Source organism: Parasediminibacterium paludis, from assembly GCF_042651445.1.
Classification (GTDB): Bacteria; Bacteroidota; Bacteroidia; order Chitinophagales; family Chitinophagaceae; genus Parasediminibacterium; species Parasediminibacterium paludis.
In genome coordinates, this window is the sequence record NZ_JBHSDC010000002.1 from 374,397 (window position 1) to 394,524 (window position 20,128).

The 20,128-nt window shown below is 37.4% G+C and carries 18 protein-coding genes; 1 reads left to right on the plus strand and 17 read right to left on the minus strand.

Going from position 1 to position 20,128, the window contains the following annotated elements:
- Positions 1-50: 50 nt before the first annotated feature.
- From ACFOW1_RS02275 to ACFOW1_RS02295, 5 genes are all read right to left on the minus strand, one after another.
- Entirely contained in the window at positions 51-935 is an 885-nt protein-coding gene (locus tag ACFOW1_RS02275; protein ID WP_379012047.1) for an aldo/keto reductase, read from the minus strand.
- Between the two features lie 349 nt (positions 936-1,284).
- The gene (locus ACFOW1_RS02280) at positions 1,285-1,812 is read right to left on the minus strand and encodes a hypothetical protein (RefSeq protein WP_379012049.1); all 528 of its coding nucleotides are present in this window, start codon (positions 1,810-1,812) and stop codon (positions 1,285-1,287) included.
- 122 nt (positions 1,813-1,934) lie between these two features.
- Positions 1,935-2,252, minus strand: a complete 318-nt coding sequence (locus ACFOW1_RS02285) for a CHY zinc finger protein (RefSeq protein WP_379012051.1) — start codon at positions 2,250-2,252, stop codon at positions 1,935-1,937.
- Between the two features lie 72 nt (positions 2,253-2,324).
- Positions 2,325-2,867 carry a hypothetical protein gene (locus tag ACFOW1_RS02290; protein ID WP_379012053.1) on the minus strand — a complete coding sequence of 181 codons (543 nt, stop codon included), beginning with the start codon at positions 2,865-2,867 and terminating at the stop codon, positions 2,325-2,327.
- A 249-nt stretch (positions 2,868-3,116) separates the two neighbouring features.
- Positions 3,117-5,708 carry a TonB-dependent receptor gene (locus ACFOW1_RS02295; protein WP_379012055.1) on the minus strand — a complete coding sequence of 864 codons (2,592 nt, stop codon included), beginning with the start codon at positions 5,706-5,708 and terminating at the stop codon, positions 3,117-3,119.
- A 367-nt stretch (positions 5,709-6,075) separates the two neighbouring features.
- On the opposite strand from ACFOW1_RS02295, the gene ACFOW1_RS02300 reads away from it, so the two are divergent.
- On the plus strand, positions 6,076-6,384 hold the full coding sequence (locus tag ACFOW1_RS02300; RefSeq protein WP_379012056.1) for a hypothetical protein: 309 nt from the start codon (positions 6,076-6,078) through the stop codon (positions 6,382-6,384).
- A gap of 51 nt (positions 6,385-6,435) precedes the next feature.
- Here ACFOW1_RS02300 and ACFOW1_RS02305 read toward each other — a convergent pair whose 3' ends face one another.
- The 12 genes from ACFOW1_RS02305 to ACFOW1_RS02360 form a co-directional block, all read right to left on the minus strand.
- The gene (locus ACFOW1_RS02305; protein WP_379012057.1) at positions 6,436-8,163 is read right to left on the minus strand and encodes an NADPH-dependent assimilatory sulfite reductase hemoprotein subunit; all 1,728 of its coding nucleotides are present in this window, start codon (positions 8,161-8,163) and stop codon (positions 6,436-6,438) included.
- A gap of 237 nt (positions 8,164-8,400) precedes the next feature.
- Positions 8,401-10,107, minus strand: a complete 1,707-nt coding sequence (locus ACFOW1_RS02310; RefSeq protein WP_379012058.1) for a diflavin oxidoreductase — start codon at positions 10,105-10,107, stop codon at positions 8,401-8,403.
- A gap of 91 nt (positions 10,108-10,198) precedes the next feature.
- Entirely contained in the window at positions 10,199-11,008 is an 810-nt protein-coding gene (cobA, locus tag ACFOW1_RS02315; protein ID WP_379012060.1) for a uroporphyrinogen-III C-methyltransferase, read from the minus strand.
- A gap of 139 nt (positions 11,009-11,147) precedes the next feature.
- Complete coding sequence (gene cysK, locus ACFOW1_RS02320; protein ID WP_379012061.1) at positions 11,148-12,059, minus strand: cysteine synthase A; 912 nt, start codon at positions 12,057-12,059, stop codon at positions 11,148-11,150.
- Positions 12,060-12,095: 36 nt separating this feature from the next.
- On the minus strand, positions 12,096-12,929 hold the full coding sequence (epsC, locus tag ACFOW1_RS02325; protein WP_379012062.1) for a serine O-acetyltransferase EpsC: 834 nt from the start codon (positions 12,927-12,929) through the stop codon (positions 12,096-12,098).
- 13 nt (positions 12,930-12,942) lie between these two features.
- Positions 12,943-14,184 (minus strand): sulfate adenylyltransferase subunit 1, encoded by a 1,242-nt coding sequence (locus ACFOW1_RS02330; protein ID WP_379012063.1) that lies wholly within the window; start codon positions 14,182-14,184, stop codon positions 12,943-12,945.
- Positions 14,185-14,312: 128 nt separating this feature from the next.
- Positions 14,313-15,221: a sulfate adenylyltransferase subunit CysD gene (gene cysD, locus ACFOW1_RS02335; RefSeq protein WP_379012065.1), complete on the minus strand. Its 909-nt coding sequence runs from the start codon at positions 15,219-15,221 to the stop codon at positions 14,313-14,315.
- Between the two features lie 75 nt (positions 15,222-15,296).
- Positions 15,297-16,010 (minus strand): phosphoadenylyl-sulfate reductase, encoded by a 714-nt coding sequence (locus ACFOW1_RS02340; protein ID WP_379012066.1) that lies wholly within the window; start codon positions 16,008-16,010, stop codon positions 15,297-15,299.
- Between the two features lie 221 nt (positions 16,011-16,231).
- Positions 16,232-17,446 (minus strand): diaminopimelate decarboxylase, encoded by a 1,215-nt coding sequence (gene lysA, locus ACFOW1_RS02345; RefSeq protein WP_379012067.1) that lies wholly within the window; start codon positions 17,444-17,446, stop codon positions 16,232-16,234.
- Between the two features lie 47 nt (positions 17,447-17,493).
- Positions 17,494-18,198, minus strand: a complete 705-nt coding sequence (gene scpB, locus ACFOW1_RS02350) for an SMC-Scp complex subunit ScpB (protein ID WP_379012068.1) — start codon at positions 18,196-18,198, stop codon at positions 17,494-17,496.
- Between the two features lie 78 nt (positions 18,199-18,276).
- The gene (gene atpG, locus ACFOW1_RS02355; RefSeq protein WP_379012069.1) at positions 18,277-19,158 is read right to left on the minus strand and encodes an ATP synthase F1 subunit gamma; all 882 of its coding nucleotides are present in this window, start codon (positions 19,156-19,158) and stop codon (positions 18,277-18,279) included.
- A 178-nt stretch (positions 19,159-19,336) separates the two neighbouring features.
- Positions 19,337-20,104: a lysophospholipid acyltransferase family protein gene (locus tag ACFOW1_RS02360; protein WP_379012071.1), complete on the minus strand. Its 768-nt coding sequence runs from the start codon at positions 20,102-20,104 to the stop codon at positions 19,337-19,339.
- Positions 20,105-20,128: the final 24 nt, after the last annotated feature.

A 20,128-nucleotide genomic window follows, 5' to 3' on the forward strand; every position in this document is an offset into this window, starting at 1 on the left:
TGTCTGAGTCTCTGTGGCAAGTGTTGCATGTGAGTTAGCAATGAAAGCCACTATCTTAAAAACGCCATGTCTTCTTCCGTTAACGAGATGGTAGTTGCTTTTCTATTTTCATTAAAATGCGCCAAAGAGGAGGTGCCAGGTATTGGCAACAACCAAGGCGAGCGGTGTAGCAACCAAGCAATATTTACCTGTGCCTCGGTAGCATTGTATTTTTCGGCGATGGTAGCTATGCGGTTATCGCTTTTATGTAATGCATTTACTAAAGAAAAATAGGGAATCAATGGGATACTGTTGGCTTCGCAAATAGCGATGACTTCCTCGCCGCCGCGGTTTTCGCCGTGCGGTGTTTTTAAGGTGGTACGCTGACCATGGCCATACATATTTTCCACAGTGGCAATAGCACCCATACTCATAGCGGTTGTAAGTTCTTCAGGGGTTACATTGCTCACGCCCACATGCAATATTTTACCCGCTTGTTGCATGGCAAACATCGCTTCCATCGATTTTTCAAACGGCATAGTACTGTGTGGCATTACCCTAAAATGCACCAATTGTACTTGGTCTATTTTTAAAGTACGCAAATTGTTTTCAATGCTCGTCTGCAACTCTTGAGGGCTGTTATACGCTATCCAACTTTTATCGGGTTTTCTAGTAGCCCCTACTTTGGTACATATCACCAAGTCGCTGTTGTAGGGATAAAGTGCTTCAGCAATCAATCGATTGGTAACATCTTCGCCATAGTAGTCTGCAGTATCTAAAAAGTTGATACCGCTAGCCACCGCCGCTTGCAATATTTGCAAAGCTTCAGGTCTATTGGCAGGTTCACCATAAATGCCTTCGCCTGTTAGGCGCATGGTGCCATAGCCCAATCGGTTAACCTGTAATGGTTGTTGGCTATTGGCGGCAATAGCAATTGTTGAAGGAATCGTCATCATTTGGGGTTTTAATGTAGAACAGGTAAAGGCGAGAATAGTTTAGGAAACCATTGATTGTGTACGTAAAATAAGGCTCAAAAGCCATCTTTGTGGTGTTCGTTTGCGGCATTTAGAAGAAAGCGGCCGTTTACCCTCAAGTAAATCTGCACGAACCTAGAAGGCGGCCGTTTAACCCCAAGTAAGTTTGCATGAACCCAAACGGCGGCCGTTTAACCTCAGGTAAGTTTGCATGAATCCAAACGGCGGCCGTTTAACCCCAAGTAAGTTTGCATGAGCCTAAAAGGCAGCCGTTTAATAATTGTGTTTTGGAAAATGGGTTTGGATGGAGGTAGAAGGGCGCAAAAAAATTTTAAACAGAGTGCGAGTTTGTTTTAATGTTTAAGTATTTATAAAAGTAAGAAACAATATTGAGCTTGTAAGGGCCTGAAAAAGTAACATTCTGTTCTTCTAAAAATAGTTGCATAGGTTCAAACTCTTTAAGACTAAAGTTGCCTATTAAAAACTCTTTTCCATTTGTAACCCTGATTAAAATGCCATTGTAGCTATCTGATTTTGTTTTTAATACAATCGAATTAAAGTCAGTTAAATCATTTGGCGATAATCTTAGAGGTTTAGAAAAAAGAAATTTAATTGTAAATGATTTATCTTCTTCATCAATTTCAACTCCAATTGGAAATATGATAAGTTGTAAAATCATTATCGCAAGCATAAACACCAAAAGCATTATTAGCAATGCTAAAAAGATTATTTCTGCAACTGGTGCGTCGTCGAATTTAATTGGTGGACGAGAATATGCAAAAGCATATACTAATGTCGCTACCAATAATAAGATGATTATTTTGGAATAAAATTGGAATTTATTACGTGTTATTTTCACTTTGAAAATGTTTTTAATGTGGTTTTAACTTCTTGTCTCGGTGTAAGGCTTTTCGCCGCAGTTGGTGTTCCTTTCACCAACTGCTTTCATTCAAATTGGTAGAAACTAAGGCAAGTTAGCGGTTAATTCTCAAAATATAAATGGTTGTGTAAACTGCATTTTGGGTTAAAAGGTGCGGCGCAGAAAGGACATTGATAGTCTGATTGTAAGTAGGCGGTAATACTCATTTCAGTGTTACAAGCCCCGCACAATACAGCTTTTGTGTCAAAGGCTGTTGTAGGCCATACTTGGGCTACATGGTCGGCTTGTTCTTCATGGCATTGATAGCAGGGATAATAGGTATCGCAGCATTTAAATTTAATAGCAATAATATCGAGCGCAGAATGATAATGCACACAGCGGGTTTGGTTATCTATGGTTTTACCTTTTATCTCCGGCATTGTATCTTTATTTATGAGTATGAAGTGTTGGAAATATGGCTAGTTACTAGTTAGGATAATACTTGTGTTTTGCTAGTCGATAAACTTGAAACTTGATAACAGTCTTTCAATAAACTTCTCATCAAAAGCACGTCCATTTGTTTCAATTGTGACTGTCTTATTCCCTTTACAGAAGTAGAAAAATTGACATTCACCACCGGCATGGGAAACGTAATCTCTACAATAAACACCGCAAATATTGTCGTGGCGAATACCTTTCCAATTTTGTCCTTGTATAAATTTAACTGGAACATTAAGTCTAACCTTGTCGGTTGTTACATAGTCATTACCGTTTTTGTCAAACTGTTGAAATAAAAGTGTATCTAAACCATAATTGTCAAAATCCATTCTAAATACAATGCCTTCAAAACAATCTTTAAAAATATCTTTTTGAGCTTTAGTAATTGGAATGCCTATAAGCCCATCTTTTTTACTATACTTAATTGTCCAATAGGATGGGATGTCAAAAGAAATTTTATGAACTGGGTCTTTATAAGTCTTAAATTGAATTGTCTGAGCCGATACAGCTGTGCATAGTCCGATAATTGTCGATACAAAAAATGTCAATTTAAGCATACAAGTTCTGAATGTTGGTTTTTTTAAACATGACGAGCAGTTCTTATCTCTTGCAATATACCTAATTACCTACATCTATACAACTACTCGGTGGGCTTAAAAGCTCAATACCCAGCTAAGCGATGCAGGGTGCGACGCTTCTGTCGCTGAATAGCGATTCTTGGCTGGTTACATACATAAAAAAACATCCGCCACTAGCGGCGGATGATAAACCCCTAAACCAAATTACAAAATGTATATCGAGAATTATTAAAAGCTAAATTTCAAGGTAATGCCATAAGTAATTGGGTCGCCTAATACACCTGCATACAAGCCTGAGTTACCTGCGGCTGCTTGCAATTGCTCGAAATAGTTAGTGCCTGTTAGGTTACGGCTCCAAGCAAAAATGCTAAAGCTGTCTGACCTGAAACCAATACGACCGTTTACCACACTGTAACCGCCCACATTGAGCACGGCAGAAGGGGTTGGATTTGAGGAATAATCTGAACGGTAAGAGGCATCAATAGCTGCAAAATATTTACCCGTTCTGTTTAAGAATTGGCCTTTGGTAAAGCTCCAATCTATACCACCTGCTAAATTCCAGTTAGATACACCCGGTAAAGCGCCACCCGATGCATCGGTAAATGCTACCTGCTGCCCACCAACGGTTTTGCCTGTTTGTTCTAGCGGTAAAGGCGCGTTGGTAAAAGACACATATTTCGCATCGGTGTAAGCAAGGGATGCATTGATGGTAAAGTCTCTTGTGTACTGATACGATGCATCAATTTCAATACCTTTTACGTTTACTTTTTCGGCATTGGCAAGGTAACCTCTATTCAGGCCTATTTGTGGTACTTGTACGGTAGTTTGGTAATCTTTAATGTCGGTATTGTAAGCGGTAATATTTAAAATAGCGCCTTTAATGGGTCTTGTTTTAATACCAATTTCATAGTGCTGTACATACTCTGGTTTTACTTGTGCTACCGATAAATCTGCCGAATCGCTAGTGCCAATGGTAGGTAAGCCTCCAAGGTTTAAGCCAATAGATTTGTAGTTGGTGGAGTAAGTAGCATATGCATTAAAATTATCCACTGGTCGGTACGACAAAGTGATATTGCCCGAAAGGTTGGTATTACTAGTATTGGTACTAAAAGCTTGGTTTGCATACACGGCTTTTTTTAACGCCAATAGGGTAGGGTCGGTAGTTTGTAAGCCGCCATAAGTGGTACGTGCATAATCTAAATCTTTACTATCGTAGTTGTATCTCAAACCCGGTAGTAGGTGTAAACCTTTGGTGATTTCCCAATCAATTTGCCCAAAAAGCGCTGTAGAAATGGTGTTTAGGTTAAAGTCAGTTTTAATGCCATAATTGTCTAATAAGCCAGGTGTTTTGTACAAAGCCTGTGTACCTGTATTACTAGTTTGTACAAAGCGCCATTGTGCCGAGCCTACTTCTTCTAGCTGCGGGGTAGGTGTTGCTAAGTTTTGGTATAAAAAGTACGCACCAAATACACTACTTATTTGCTTATTAAGGTTACCAGCGTATCTTATTTCTTGCGAATATTGGTTGTGTACTGAAGTTCCTTGCGATTTGGTTAAAGCTGGTATGGCAGTAAAGTCGCGGTCGTTAGCAGGATCCCAGTACCAAAAGCGCCAAGCGGTTGTAGAGGTCAATGTGCCTTTGCCTAGTTTATAATCAATGTTAATATGTGCGCCACTAATTACTTGGTAATGTTTCCAACCATCTGTTTCTACTTTTCTTGCATATGGATCGATTAGCGGATAGGCATACCCCAAATCCTTTACAATAGAATCGTACTGTCTGTAAGCAGAGCGCTGTGTTTTAGTAACGCCAGCTACCACCAAAGCACTACCATCAGGATTTTGTACGTTGTAATCTGCTGAGAACAATACCTCTACTTTATCCGATGGCAACCATAATAATTGACCTTTAATGCCCACATTATTTAAGCCATTATAGTTTTGGTGAGAGGTTTCGTTTACAATAGTACCTGTTCTTTGAGTACCAGAGAAAGAAAATTTAGCCGCAATATTTTTGGCTAAGCCCCCAGAAATAGATGCTTTGGCTTGAATAAAATTATAATTGCCATAGCTTAATTCTGCTTTTGCGGTAGGGGTAAACGTTGGCTTTTTGGTAGTAATATTAAAGGCTCCTGCGGTAGTGTTTTTGCCAAATAAAGTGCCTTGTGGACCTCTTAAAATTTCAATTCTATCTACATCTATAAAATCTAGAGCCGTAACTGCTGGGCGCGCATGATATACCCCGTCAATATAAAAACCTACGCCAGGTTCAATGCCATCATTGGTTAGTCCAAACGTAGAACCTAAACCTCTAATATTTAAAGTGGTGTTTCTAGCATTGGATGCGTATAGTTGTACAGAGGGTACTAATTCTTTCAATCTATTGACGTTAAACGAACCTGTTTCGTCTACTTTAGTACCTCCTAAAACAGTAATCGGAATTGGCACATCTTGTACCACTTCTTGTCTACGGCGCGATGTTACAACTACTTCTTCAATTTGGCTGTCTTCTACTAGTGTAATTAGAAAGGGACTATTTTGAAAGGCAACAACTTTGTACTGCTGTTTAAAATAGCCTGCCGAGCTTATTTCTAAAACCAGGGGTAAAGTTGCATTGGTGGATAATTTAAAATTACCAACGCTATCTGCTATTGCTACGGTATTACTACCCTTTATGGTAATAGTGGCAGCAGCAACTTTATTACCATGTTTATTTTTTATATTACCTGTAATACTATTTTGCGCTTGTGCATAAAAACTGCCTATTACTCCACAGGAAAGGGCAGTTAAAAAAACGGTTCTTGTTAACTGTTTGTTCATATATTATCCTATTGTTGATTGTTTGGTATAAATTAGTCTTCTATTTTAGTAGACTAAAAAGATAAAAAAATTGTTGATTAAAAATTAATAGCCCCCAATGGGCAACGCATGGCTACTAATGAAGGGTGGAAGTTGATTTGGACAGGTTGATTTTGCCTAAAATTCATCATTGTTTTTTATTTGAGGTTGCAAACATAATATTATTCTACTAAAATAGTAGACTTTAAGAAAAATAATTTTTAGCAATAAATGTCGTTACAGGCAGATGATTTTATAAGAAGTATGATACTATTTATTGTTAAATAAAGTAATATCAATAAGTGTGGCACGGTTTTATCATAAATTAGGTACATTAAAAAAATGAACAATGAAAAAAGCACTATCTCTAATTTTAGGTACCGCACTGACCTTGAGTGCTATGGCACAATCAGCGCCTTCGCAAACAACACCTACAAAAAAGGCAGCAGAAAAGGCAATGGTTAAAGATGTAAAAGATTTAAAAGCAGAAAGAAAAGAACGTAATAAAAAAATTGCTCATGGAAGACTGAAGTCAGCAAAAAATGACCAAAGAGAAATTAATGCAGAACGTAAACATTTAAATGCAACTAAAAAGCACTTGAAAAATAAAGGGGTAAGAACACCTGTTGAAGATGCAAGAGCGAAAGTTAATCCATAGTCGTTAACCATTTTTTAAAAAGGCTCGCAAATACTTGCGAGCCTTTTTGTTTTAAACCAATTGTTGCCTTACTACAAAATCGCCAAACGATTCTGTTAGTTTTCTTCCCTTTTTGTATTGGCCAAACAAATCGTCAAGCTCTTGTAAAATAGCGCTTTCGTCTAGTTGTTCTTTAAATTTGGTATTAAGTCTAGTCCCTTCTCTGTCACCGCCAATATGAAGGTTGTAATGCCCTGGAGAAGTACCCACTAAACCAATTTCAGCTGCATAAGGTCTTGCACAACCATTTGGGCAACCAGTCATGCGTATAATGATATCGTCTTTTTCAAGCTGGTATTTCGCTAATAGCGACTCTATTTTGCTAATTAATTCTGGTAAATAGCGTTGTGCTTCTGCAAGTGCTAATGGGCAAGTTGGTAAAGCCACACAAGCCATAGAATTCATGCGTAAGCCAGTTAATTGGCTTTGCTTTTCTATAATCTGATACTCGTTTAGCAATGCCTCTACCGCAGTTTTATCAGCTTCTGCAATGTCACTTAAAATCAGGTTTTGATTACTGGTAAATCTGAATGTGCATTTACCAGCTTCTGCAATAGAAAGCAGCGCAGATTTTAATGGATAATCATTTTCGTCTGTTACTCTACCATGTTCTACAAATAAAGTGTAATGCCATTTATTTTGATAGTCTTTTACCCAGCCATATGCATCTTTTCTAGCAGTAAATATTACTTCTTTGGCAGGCTCAAGTGCAAAGCCAATTCGGTTTTCAAGTTCTTTGGTAAAAGCTGCTACCCCCATTTTATCTAATGTGTATTTCAAGCGAGCTAGCTTTCTATCAGCACGGTTACCAAAATCTCTTTGGATGGTTAATACTTCGTAAACGGCTTTCAAGGTTTTTTCTTCAGTATCCGTAAAACCAATCACAGTAGCCAATCTTGGATACGTATTTGGATTACCATGCGTAGCTGATAAACTGCCACCAACAGCAATGTTGAAGCCTTTTAGTTCGTTGTTTTCTATAATGGCTATTAACCCTAAATCGTTGGTTAAAATATCCACTTCATTATTTGGGGGTATGGCTATGCCAATTTTAAATTTACGTGGTAAGTATCTGTCTTGATATAAGGGGTCAGCTTCATTAATCTCAGCAATCTTTTCTTCATCTAACCATATCTCATAGTAAGCCCTTGTTTTAGGCAGTAGCAATTGGCTAATTTTATCTGCATATGCATGTACTTGCGCATGAATAGGCGATTGGTGTGGGTGCGATGCACAAGCCACATTTCTATTCACATCGCCACAAGCCGCAATAGAATCTAAGCCCACCTGACTAAAACTTTGTAACGTAGGTTTAATAGCGCTTTTTAAAATGCCATGTAATTGTATGGTTTGCCTTGTGGTGATTTTAATAACACCAGTTGAATATTTACCAGCAATATGGTGCGCAGCCACCCACTGTGGTGCCGTAATTAAACCGCCAGGTATGCGCATCCGCACCATGAAAGAATACAATTTATCGAGCTTTTTTTCAGCACGTTCTTCACGCAAGTCACGGTCATCTTGCTCGTACATACCATGAAACTTCACCAATGCATGGTCGTCTTCACGTACCGCACCAGTAATCTCGTCTTGCAAGCTTTCACGCAGCGTACCCCTCAGCCCTTGACTTCTCAATTTGATATGTTCTACTGGAGATAATTGTTGTTTTTCGCTCATCGTAATTGTTTCTTTTTTGTTACCAGCTGTAACGCTTTTATTATCCTCTGTTGCGTCGCACACTTGTACGTTTATAACCTTTTTCAGCTTTTATCGAAGCGTAGTTCTTTGCCACAAAGGCTCCAAGACCCTAAGTTGCACCAAGTTTAAAGTCCTCTTAATCTTAATAATCCTACCAAATCCACGTTCAGAAATGTTCTACAGTTGCAGTGTGCGACGCAACTACAGTTTAATGCTTGTTCTATTGCTCGTCACATAAAAACACTTCGCTTTCATTCACTATTCACTACTCACCATTCACTAATACAGGTCTTCCATAAACCTTAATTCATCTTTCATTTTTTCAAAATATTCTGCGGCTTGTTCTTCTGTTTTATGGCCTTGCTCTTTAATAATTTGTACTAATGTGTGTTCAACATCTTTACCCATTGGATTTTTAGTACCAGCTAAGTACACAATGGCACCGTTGTCTATCCATTCGTACAGCTCTTTGGCTTGTTCTAACATGCGATGCTGCACATAGACTTTCTGTTCTTGGTCTCTACTAAAAGCCAAACTGATTTTAGTCAAAACACCTGTGCTGTACCAATTTTGCCACTCAGTTTGGTAAGAGAAATCGGTGGTAAAATGCTGGTCACCAAAAAACAACCAGTTGCGGCCAGTAGCGCCAGTGGCATCACGTTCAGCCACAAAAGCACGAAACGGCGCAATACCAGTACCAGGGCCAATCATAATGATGTCTTTGGTTGGTTCTACCAGCTTAAAACGTTTGTTTGGCTGTATAAAGAAGTTAAGCTGCGTATCAGGCTTTTGCAAGGATAAATAACGAGAACATAAGCCAAATTTTTGCACACCATCAACTTCAAAAACATCTTTCGCTACGGTTAAGTGTACCTCACCAGTATGTGCAATAGGCGACGATGCAATGGTGTACAAGCGTGGTGGTATAGCATTTAAAATACCAAGCACTTCTTCAAATTGTTCGGCATTTTTTACTGGATAAATTTTTAGTACATCCAGTAAATCCATCCGCACAATTGGTATCGCTTGCCCAATAATAGCAGCGTATTTTTTAATGGTATTTTCTTGTAAATAAGTAATGTTGGCTTTTTTGGTTAAGATATTTAGAATCGTATCAGATTCTTTCTTAAACTCAACGATTTTATCTTGGTTAATGCCTACAATGGTTAAGATAGATAGCACCACTTCCAAATCGTTTTCAGGTACTACACCAAGCGAATTGCCGCATTCGTATTCAACATCGTCTGCAATAATTTCAATATGATGGGTTTGTTTATTACTACCGCTACCATTCAAATTAATGTTAGCAGCAATAGTACCTGTATAAGTTTTTTTAGTAGTTACTCGCTTAGCAGGCGTTGCTACATCAGTGGGTATAGGCGCAGTGGCTGCAGCAGGTGCATTGATGGTTTGCAACACTTGGTTAAACCACTCATTGGCTTCTCTATCGTAATCTAAATCACATTTTTTCAAAGGCGCAAAGCGTGTAGCACCAAGTTTTTCAAATTGTGCATCTACATCTTCGCCAGTTTTGCAAAACATTGGGTAAGAAGTATCGCCAAGTGCTAAAACCCCATATTTCATTTTAGGTACGGTAAAACCATTTTGATGAATATGGTCATAGAATTTTTTGGCTGCCACAGGTGGTTCACCGTCGCCTTGCGTACTGATGACTGTAACAAAATAATCTTCTTTTGAAAGGTCAGCTAAGCGGTATTGATCTAGGCTTACCAACTTGGCGTTAATACCAGCTTTTTTTGCTTTCGCTGCAAAGTCAGCAGCTAATTTTTTTGAATTGCCAGTTTCAGTACCATAAGCAATGGTTACCTTTTGCGAAATGGTAGTTGTAGGTTGGGCAATTGCTGTTGTGTTTGTATTGCCAATGCTTAATTTGCCAGCAATATAGCCATGTATCCACGTTAACTCTTCCTTTGAAAGCGTTGCTATCAAAGCGTTCCATTGCTGTAGTTTTGCGTCATCCAACATAAACCTTACTATTTTTTAATCATCGATTAGAATGATTTTTTATCATTTAATGATTATAAGACATATTATTGATGCCAATAATCAAGCTATTTTATTTTACCAACTCTTTAAAAATACTACCATTCCTTGCAGTGGTTTCAAACCATTTAAACTGGCGATGCAGACTTACTACTTCACCCACAATTACCAAACTCGGCGAGCTAAATTGAATGTCTTTAAAGTCGGCGGCACATTTTTGCAATGTGCTAATGCTTACTTTTTGGTATGGTGTAGTTGCTTGTTCTATAACTGCTATTGGTGTATTTTTCTTTGGTGCGTAGCGGGTGAGTAACTCTGCTAAATAACCTACATTTTTCGAGGCCATATAAAACACCAATGTATCTTCTGTAGCAGCCAAATAGCGCCATTTTTCAGGGCGATAATTGGTACTTGGGTTAAACGTAATCCATTGCACACCTTGTGCGAAGCCTCTTGCCGTTAAAGGCATCCCTGCATAGGCTGAAGCACCTGCTGCAGCCGTAATACCAGGAATAATTTCAAAGGGAATGTCTTTATCGAGCAAGGTATACAGTTCATCTAACACATTGCTAAAAAAAGCAACATCACCACCTTTTAAACGTAGTACCCGCTTGCCTTTAGTAGCGTGAGTTACAATCAAAGCGTTTATTTCATCTTGGGTATATGATGCATCATTATAAGCTTGCTTGCCAGCAATAAATACCTCAACGTCTTTGCTAGCATTGTTGCTAATAATGTCAGGATTTACGAGACGGTCACTAATAATAACATCTGCTATGGCCAATTGTTTTTGCAGTTTAATGGTAATTAAATCTGCATCGCCAGGGCCAGCACCTGCTATCACTACGTAGCCATTGGTTGATATGTTGTTGCTTGCTTGCATGTTCTATTTTACTAAAAAGGCACAAAGACAGATAAGGTTACCTTGTTACTTTGTAATTTTATTATAGGTGATTTGTATTGCACGGTTTTTTAGCCAAATTTGCCTATGTGATTATCTGTTTATATGATTAATAGATATTTTAAAATAGTCCTTCAATGGATAAATATCTTTCACCTGTATCGTAGTTGAAGGTTAATACAATAGCGCCTTCGGGAATATCAACAAGTTTTTTTGCGACTGCTGCCAATGAAGCTCCTGTAGAAACACCTACTAAAATACCTTCTTCTTTTGCTATGCGTTGCGCATAGGTGTATGCTTCGTCTTTGCTTACTTGAATTACCCCATCTAAAATTTCTGTATTTAAAATTGATGGAACAAAGCCTGCTCCAATACCTTGCAATGGATGCGGGCCAGGCGCGCCACCACTTAATACGGGCGATAATTCTGGTTCAACTGCATAAACTTTAAGATCTGGAAATTTAGCCTTTAGCACTTCTGCAACCCCAGTAATATGACCACCAGTACCTACGCCAGTAATCATGTAGTCAATGCCTTCAGGGAAATCGGCTGCTATTTCTAGTGCAGTAGTTGTTCGATGAATAGCGCTGTTTGCAAGATTGTCAAACTGTTGGGGCATCCACGCATTTGGCGTACTTGCTGTTAATTCTGTTGCTTTTGCAATAGCACCTTTCATACCTAATTCTCTAGGCGTAAGTACAAATTCAGCACCATATAAAGCCATTAAACGTCTACGTTCAATGCTCATACTTTCTGGCATTACCAATATAATTTTATAACCTTTTACAGCCGCTACCAATGCCAAACCAATACCAGTGTTGCCTGATGTAGGTTCAATGATTACGCTGTTTGCATTTAATAAACCTTTCGCTTCTGCATCTTCAATCATTGCCAGAGCAATTCGGTCTTTGATGCTAGCACCGGGATTTGTTTTTTCTAGTTTGATATATACTTGGTGTTTATTGCCAAACAAATTATTAATTAACACATGTGGTGTGTTACCAATTGTTTGTAAAATATTTGATACTTTCATAATTTATTATTTATAAAGATTAATGTGGTTGGATGATTAAATAACAAAATTTAACACTTCCGAAAAGTCAAAACTGCCTTTTACTGTGATTTCACTTTTATGGTATACAATTGAATATGGTTCTACACTATTGGTAAGCCATACATTTCCACCGATGGTTGCATCATGACCAATCACTGTTTTTCCACCAAGTATGGTTGCGCCACTGTAAATCACCACATTATCTTGGATGGTGGGGTGTCTTTTTTTAGTTGCATTGGCTTTTGTAACATTTAATGCACCCAATGTAACGCCTTGGTAAATTTTTACATTGTTACCAATAATCGTTGTTTCACCAATTACAATACCCGTACCATGGTCTATCGTAAATCGCTCGCCAATGGTAGCAGCGGGATGGATATCAATACCAGTTTTGCTATGGGCGTATTCAGACAACAGGCGCGGTAACGTTGGTATTTTTTGTTTATGTAATTGATGTGCAATGCGGTGTACAGCTGTAGCGTAAAAACCCGGATAAGCTACCAACACTTCCTCAATGGAAGTGGCTGCAGGATCAAACTCTAAAGTTGCGTTGGCATCTTTAATCAATTGATGATATAAAACAGGTAATACTTCAAAGAAAATGCGGGCGTTATTTTCAACAGGTTCTTTACTTTTCAGCAAATCAAGCAGTATAATCTCAAATGTGCTTTTTAGCTGTTGATAGCGTTGTAATAAGGACGCTTCTGTAAGATCTTTTTCTCTATATGAAGCAAATAAAAATGTGAATAAATCATCAATAAACTGCTCGGTTAATTCCTTGTCAGGAAAATTACCACAGCAGTTTTTATTACGCTCAAGTAGTTGTTGTATAAAGTTATTATCAGTCATTATATAATATTAATTATTGAATCATGCAAGCACCAACGGTTACATTACTGGTTTCATCTATCAAAATAGCACCACCATTTACACGTAAGTTTTTGTAACTATCAAATGCAATAGGAATAGCAGTTTTAATGGTTGCTTTTACGATGTCATTCAAGCCTGCGCTTTCAATATTGCGTTCTTTTTCAAGCGTATTTACGTTCAGTTTGTATGCAATATCTTTTATTACACTTCTTACTCTTGTACTGTTTATTTGAAGTAAATATTTTTTACCAGCGGCAAGCGGTTTGCTATCCATCCAACATAATAATACTTCTAATTCTTGCTCAACTTGTGGCAAATCTTTGTCGTTTACAATCACATCGCCCCGACTTACGTCCACATCGTCAGCTAAATGTAAAATGATGCTTTGGGGTGCAAATGCTTCAGCTACTTCATTGCCACCCAATTCAATTCTAGATACACTACTTTTTACGCCAGAAGGTAAAACTGTAATTGTATCACCAACTTTGTAAATACCGCTAATGATTTTACCTGCATAACCTCTGTAATCATGCAATTCCTCGGTTTGTGGGCGCACAACATATTGCACAGGAAAACGACTTTTGGTTAAATTGATACCATCTGAAATAGATACATTTTCTAAATGATTTAACAATGTATCGCCTTCGTACCAAGGTAAATGGGTCGATTGATCTACAATATTGTCGCCATTTAAAGCACTAATAGGTATATATGTAACTTCCTTAATGCCTAATTGTTTTGCTAATGTCGAATAATCAATCAAGATATTGTTGTACACATCCTGCGAATAATCTACCAAATCCATTTTGTTGACAGCCACCACCACATGGGTAATATTAAGCAAAGAAGCGATAATTGAATGTCGTCTCGTTTGTTCAATAACGCCTTTTCTAGCGTCAATTAAAATGATGATTAGCTCAGAGTTTGAAGCACCAGTTACCATATTTCTCGTATACTGAATATGTCCTGGGGCATCAGCAATAATGAACTTACGCTTTGGGGTAGAAAAATATTTGTAAGCCACATCAATCGTAATGCCTTGCTCTCTTTCTGCACGCAAACCGTCGGTTAATAAAGCCAAATCAATCTCACCATCTTCGCGGTTTTTGGTTTGCTTTTCTATCGCCTCTAAGTGGTCTATCATAATGCTTTTGCTATCATACAATAAACGACCAATTAATGTACTTTTTCCATCATCTACACTGCCTGCGGTTATAAATCTTAGTAAGTCCATATGCTTTATTTCGATATACGTTTTTTCTTTTTTGTAATCAACTTTTGTTTTCCAATTTAGCATCGTTGCGTCGCACACTGCATTGCCTTGATACTTTATTGAGCTTTGCCTAAGCGTAGATTTAGTGGCTAGAAATACCCATTTTTCTTTCGATCTTCCATGGCAGCTTCGCTTACTTTATCATCAATTCTTGTTTCTCCGCGTTCGCTTGTTTTAGTCGCAATGATTTCGTTGATTATATCCTCAATACTGCTTGCATCACTTTCTACTGCTGCTGTGCAAGTCATATCACCTACTGTCCGGTAGCGGACTTTTTTCACAGAAATTGTATCATTCGCTTCAAGCTGAATAAATTCTGACATGGCTACGTATTGACCTTCAAATTCCAATACTTCACGTTCATGCGCAAAATAGATAGAAGGTAAGGCAATATTTTCTCTGCGGATATAATTCCAAATATCTAGTTCTGTCCAGTTACTAATAGGAAATACACGAACGTTTTCGCCTTTGTCAATTTTGCCATTGTAAATATTCCATAATTCAGGACGTTGCAATTTTGGGTTCCATTGTCCAAACTCGTCACGTACCGAGAAAATTCTTTCTTTCGCTCTTGCCTTCTCTTCATCGCGTCTTGCACCACCTATGCAAGCATCAAATTGAAATTCCTCAACTGTATCTAATAGGGTATAGGTTTGCAAGGCATTACGGCTAGCGAATTTTCCTTTTGGCTCCGTTAAGTTTTTCGTTTTAATGGTATCGCCTACGTAGCGCACAATCAATTTCTCTCCAATAGTATTCGCCAATTTATCTCGGTAATCTAATGCCTCTTGAAAATTATGACCAGTATCTATATGTACCAATGGGAAAGGGAATTTACCCGGACGAAATGCTTTTAACGCCAAATGCACCAATACAATAGAATCTTTACCACCAGAAAACAACAATGCAGGGCGCTCAAACTGGCCAGCCACTTCTCTCATAATATGGATGGATTCTGATTCTAATTGGTCTAAATAATCTAATGTGTAGTTGCTCATAATACGCTTTGTAAATGTGATAAACGAATGGTAAAAATTATCTTAACTGACAATTGACCACTCACTATTGACTTTTTAATGTACATGCAAGCCGCATTCTTTTTTGCTTGCGTCTTCCCACCACCAGCGGCCGGCTCTAAAATCTTCGCCAGGTTTTACGGCTCTTGTGCAAGGCAAGCAGCCAATACTCACAAAACCTTTGTCATGCAAAGGGTTATAAGGAATATTGTATTTGCTGATTTCTGCCTTTACTTGCTCGGTTGTATAGTGCAATAAGGGGTGATATTTAATAATATTATTGCTTTCATCCCATTCTAATATTTCCAAATTTTCTCTGTCGGGTGAATGTTCTGCTCTTAAGCCAGTAACCCAAACTTCATTGCCCGCTAATGCTCTTTTTAATGGCTCTACTTTTCTAATATAGCAGCAGTTTTTTCTATTTTCTACGCTTTCATAAAATGAATTGGGGCCTTTCTCGGCAACAAAATTTTGAAGCGCCTCTGCTTGGGGATAATAAGCTTTGATGTGTGTATTGTAACGCTCGTTGGTGCTGTTCCAAACACTATAAGTCTCTGAAAATAGACGACCTGTATCTAATGTAAAAATGCTAATTGGTAATTGATTAGCGAGTATTTCGTGGCTTATTAATTGGTCTTCAAAACTAAAACTTGAAGAAAAAGTAATTTTTCCAGAAAATTTATTTGCAAGTAATTCCAAACTTTCCCTTACTTTTAACCCACCAATTTGGTAGACTAATGATGTAAGGTCGATTGAATTGTTATTTGACATTTAATTTTTAATTTTTTTGTTATGATTTTTTTGAGAGAAGTAGTCGTAAAAAGCCTTTCTAGAATTATATTTTATGCATGCAACAGCACCATTTATATCGATTAGAATTGAAGATTTTTGCTTGCATAAATTGAACACTCTACTTGTTTGGTAGGCGAAGATAGGCATTGAATATTAATTAGCCATAGCAAAATGAAAAAACGGTTGCGTTTTCTGAAATTTTATAAAACTTCTAACTGATTTCTTAATAAATCTTCAAATGTATCACGTCTTCTTATTAGGTGAAATTCGCCTTCTTTTACCAAAACCTCCGCTGGCTTGTAGCGGCTATTAAAATTGCTACTCATTTCAAAGCCATAAGCGCCTGCATTAGCAAATACCAATAAATCACCCTCACTTATTTCATTTAATGTTCTATCTGTCGCAAATGTGTCTGTTTCACAAATATTTCCTGTAACAGTATATACCTGTTCTTCACCTTCAGGATTAGAAATATTGGTTATTTTATGATAAGCATCGTAAAACATTGGTCTTATCAAATGATTGAAACCACTGTTAACACTAGCAAATGTGGTAGTTTTAGTAGTTTTTAACACACTTACTTCGGTAATTAAATAACCTGCTTCACTTACCAAATATTTGCCCGGCTCGAACCATACTTGCAATGGTTTGCCATTGGGGTTTGGATGATTTTCAAAGGCTTTACCTACTTCTTGGGCTAGTAAATTGATGTCAGTTTCAGCATCGTCTTGTTTGTAAGGTACTTTGAAACCGCCGCCTAAATCAATAACTTCCAGTTCTTTAAACAATGGAATAATATCAAATAATACTTCAATACCTTTTACAAAAACGGCTACATCTTTAATTTCACTACCAGTATGTATGTGTAGGTTCTTAATGAAAATATTGTTATCTGCAACAACTTTTAGCACCTCATCAATCTGGTCTACAGGAATACCAAATTTACTTTTATCATGACCAGTAGAAATTTTTAAATTGCCACCAGCCATAATATTTGGTCGTAAGCGAATACCAACAGGGTAGCTATGACCATATTTTTTACCAAACTTTTCTAGGTTCGATAAGCTGTCTATATTAATATGTATACCCAAGCTTTGCGCTTCTTCAATTTCATTAAAAGTAATGCCATTGCTAGTATATAAAACTCGGCTAGGTTCAAAACCTGCATGCAAGGCCAACTTAACTTCGTTAATAGAACTACAATCTACATTACCACCAATATTTTTAATTAATTTTAATATATTGATATTGGTCAATGCTTTACAAGCATAAAATATTCTTACGTTTTGTTGTGTAAATGCAGTCGTTAAAGTTTGGTATTGTTCTATTATTTTATCAGCATTGTACACATAAGTAGGTGTACCAAATTGTTGGGCTATTGCTGATAATTGTTGGTTGCTAAGTTGTGAGGCCATTATTTGCTTGCTATAATTGGAATATTCAACTGTTGTATAATTAAATCTTAGTTTTCGTCTTTGTTTGAGGTTGCTTCGTTATCACTAGGCTTTATTTCTAGTTGGCCGTCTTCATTTACAATAATGTCAGATTTTTCTGTAATATTTGGCAGCGATTCTATTGCAAAATCTTTTGGTGTTACCAAGGTACCTTCAACTACTTGTTCGGCTAGCACTTCTCTAATTTTTGGTAAGTCGGCAGGAGAATTAATACCAAAATAATCCATAAAGTTTTTAGAAGTAGCATATACTAAAGGGTGACCCGGCAATTTCTCGTTTCTACCTGCAATCAAAATCAATTCTTTTTCAAGAAGTTTTTGAACACTATAATCACTGTTTACACCTCGAATGCTTTCAATTTCGCCTTTTGTTATGGGTTGTTTGTAGGCAATAATTGCTAGCGTTTCTAAGGCTGCGTTAGATAAGCGTTTTAAAAACTTATCGCCATTTAGTTGGACAATTGTTTTATGAAAACTTGGCTTTGTTAAAAATTGTAAACCTCCACCACTTTCTTTCACTTCAAATGGATAAAATTCTGAATTGTATTTTTCTTTAATGCCTTCTATACAAGTTTCTATTTGTTCTAACGATACACGTTCTTCCATAAAGCCAAAGGCATTGTTGATAAGCTCAACAATGTCTAAAGCAGTTAATGGCTTTTCGCTAGCGAAGATTAAAACTTCTATATGTGGTATAATTAAAGAAAGTTCCATGATAAAGTTTAAAAGTTGATAGTTGACAGTTGGCATTTAAATGAGTTATCAACTGTCAACTAATCTCTATCATCTGATTTACCCTTCTAATGCAGCTGCACCACTTACAATCTCGGTTAATTCGGTAGTAATTGCTGCTTGCCTTGCACGGTTGTAGCTCAGTTTCAAACCTTTCAATAGCTCGTTAGCGTTTTCACTTGCTTTATCCATTGCAGTCATTCTAGCGCCATGCTCGCTGGCATTAGCATCTAATACTGCTTTGTATAATTGTGTATTTAGAATCTTAGGCATTAATTCCGCCACTAAAATTTCTTGTGCAGGTTCAAAAATAAAATCCGCTTTTGTAGTGCCTTCTTTTTTCACAACCTTTGGTATTGGTAAAAATTGTTCTACTTTAAAAGCTTGTGTGGCTGCATTTTTAAACTCGCTGTACACAATCTCAACGGCATCAAATTCTTTATTTTCAAATGCTTTTACAGCCGCTTGCGCTGCTGCTTGTACGTTATCAAACGTTAAGTGGAGGAAAATATCTTTAAAAGTAGCATCGGTTTTATACCCACTTTTGCTCATGCTTTCCCAGCCTTTTTTGCCAATATTCCAAATGGTGACATTACCATTTTTAAATTGCTCGGCGTATTTAGTAGCGATGGTTTCTTTAGCAGTTTTTACAATATTACTATTGTAGGCGCCCGCCAAGCCTCTATCGCTTGTAATTACTATCAATAATATTTTTTCTACTGCTCTTTCTTCCGCCAATGCAATGCTTGTATCACTATCAATGTTACTCACAATATTGCTCAGCATCTCTTGCAATTTTTTTGCATATGGACGCATCTGTATAATGGCATCTTGCGCTCTACGCAATTTTGCAGCACTCACCATTTTCATGGCTTTGGTAATTTGCTGTGTACTCTGTACACTTTTAATTCTATTACGAACCTCTTTTAATTGAGCACCCATTAGTTTTAAGTTTCAAGTTAATTGGCGGCAAAAGTAAAGGTTTCAAAAGTCTGAACCATGTTTTAAACCGACTTTTTTGATTTCAGCAATCTAAAATTGAGTGGTATATGTTTTTGGTAACCAGCTTTTGTACTGCTATGTAGCTGTGCTTGCGTCGCACACTGGAACTGTAGCATATTTATTTGTCCAAAGCGTTCATTAAGTGATGCTTCCCCTTCATCATAAACTTTTTGCTTTGTTCAATGGCATCCATTACTTGTTCTAATATCTGATCGGTGGTTTGTTCATAATCGATTACCATAGGTTCTTTAAAACGAACGGTCAGTAACGAACCTTTCTTCTTAAACGTCAAGCCTTTTTTAGTAAAAGCACGCCAAAATCCATTAATAACCACAGGAATAACTATCGGGTGATTGTTTTTAATAATATAGGCAGTGCCTTTTCTGCCTGGTGCAAACGGCTTTGTAGTACCCTGCGGAAACGTAATTACCCAGCTTTTATCCAATGCTTGGTTTATTTTTCTAGTATCTGAAGGATCTAAACCACGGCGTACTTCTTTGCCTTCGGCGCGCCAAGTGCGTTTCACCGTTAACGCACCAGCCAAAATAAATAAGCGACTTATCCAACTGCCTTTCATGGTTTCTTCAGCAGCAACAAAATATAAATTGGTAAATGGGTTTAATAAGTAATACGGTAGACCCAAACGGTTTTCTTTGCGCCAGCGAACTGCACAAAAAATATGAATAAAAGTAATCACATCTGCAAAGTAGGTTTGGTGATTACTCACAAACAATACATTGCGATTAGGCAAGTTTTTAAGGTGCTCAGTACCAGAGATTTCAATTTTATTTACCAATGTTAAACCAGGATAGGTGATAGCACCAACCACGCCGTAAATCAGCGAACGAACAATACGAACATGTTTTAGTTTGTCAACTAAGCTCATCGAATAGCACTTTTTAGCCTGCGG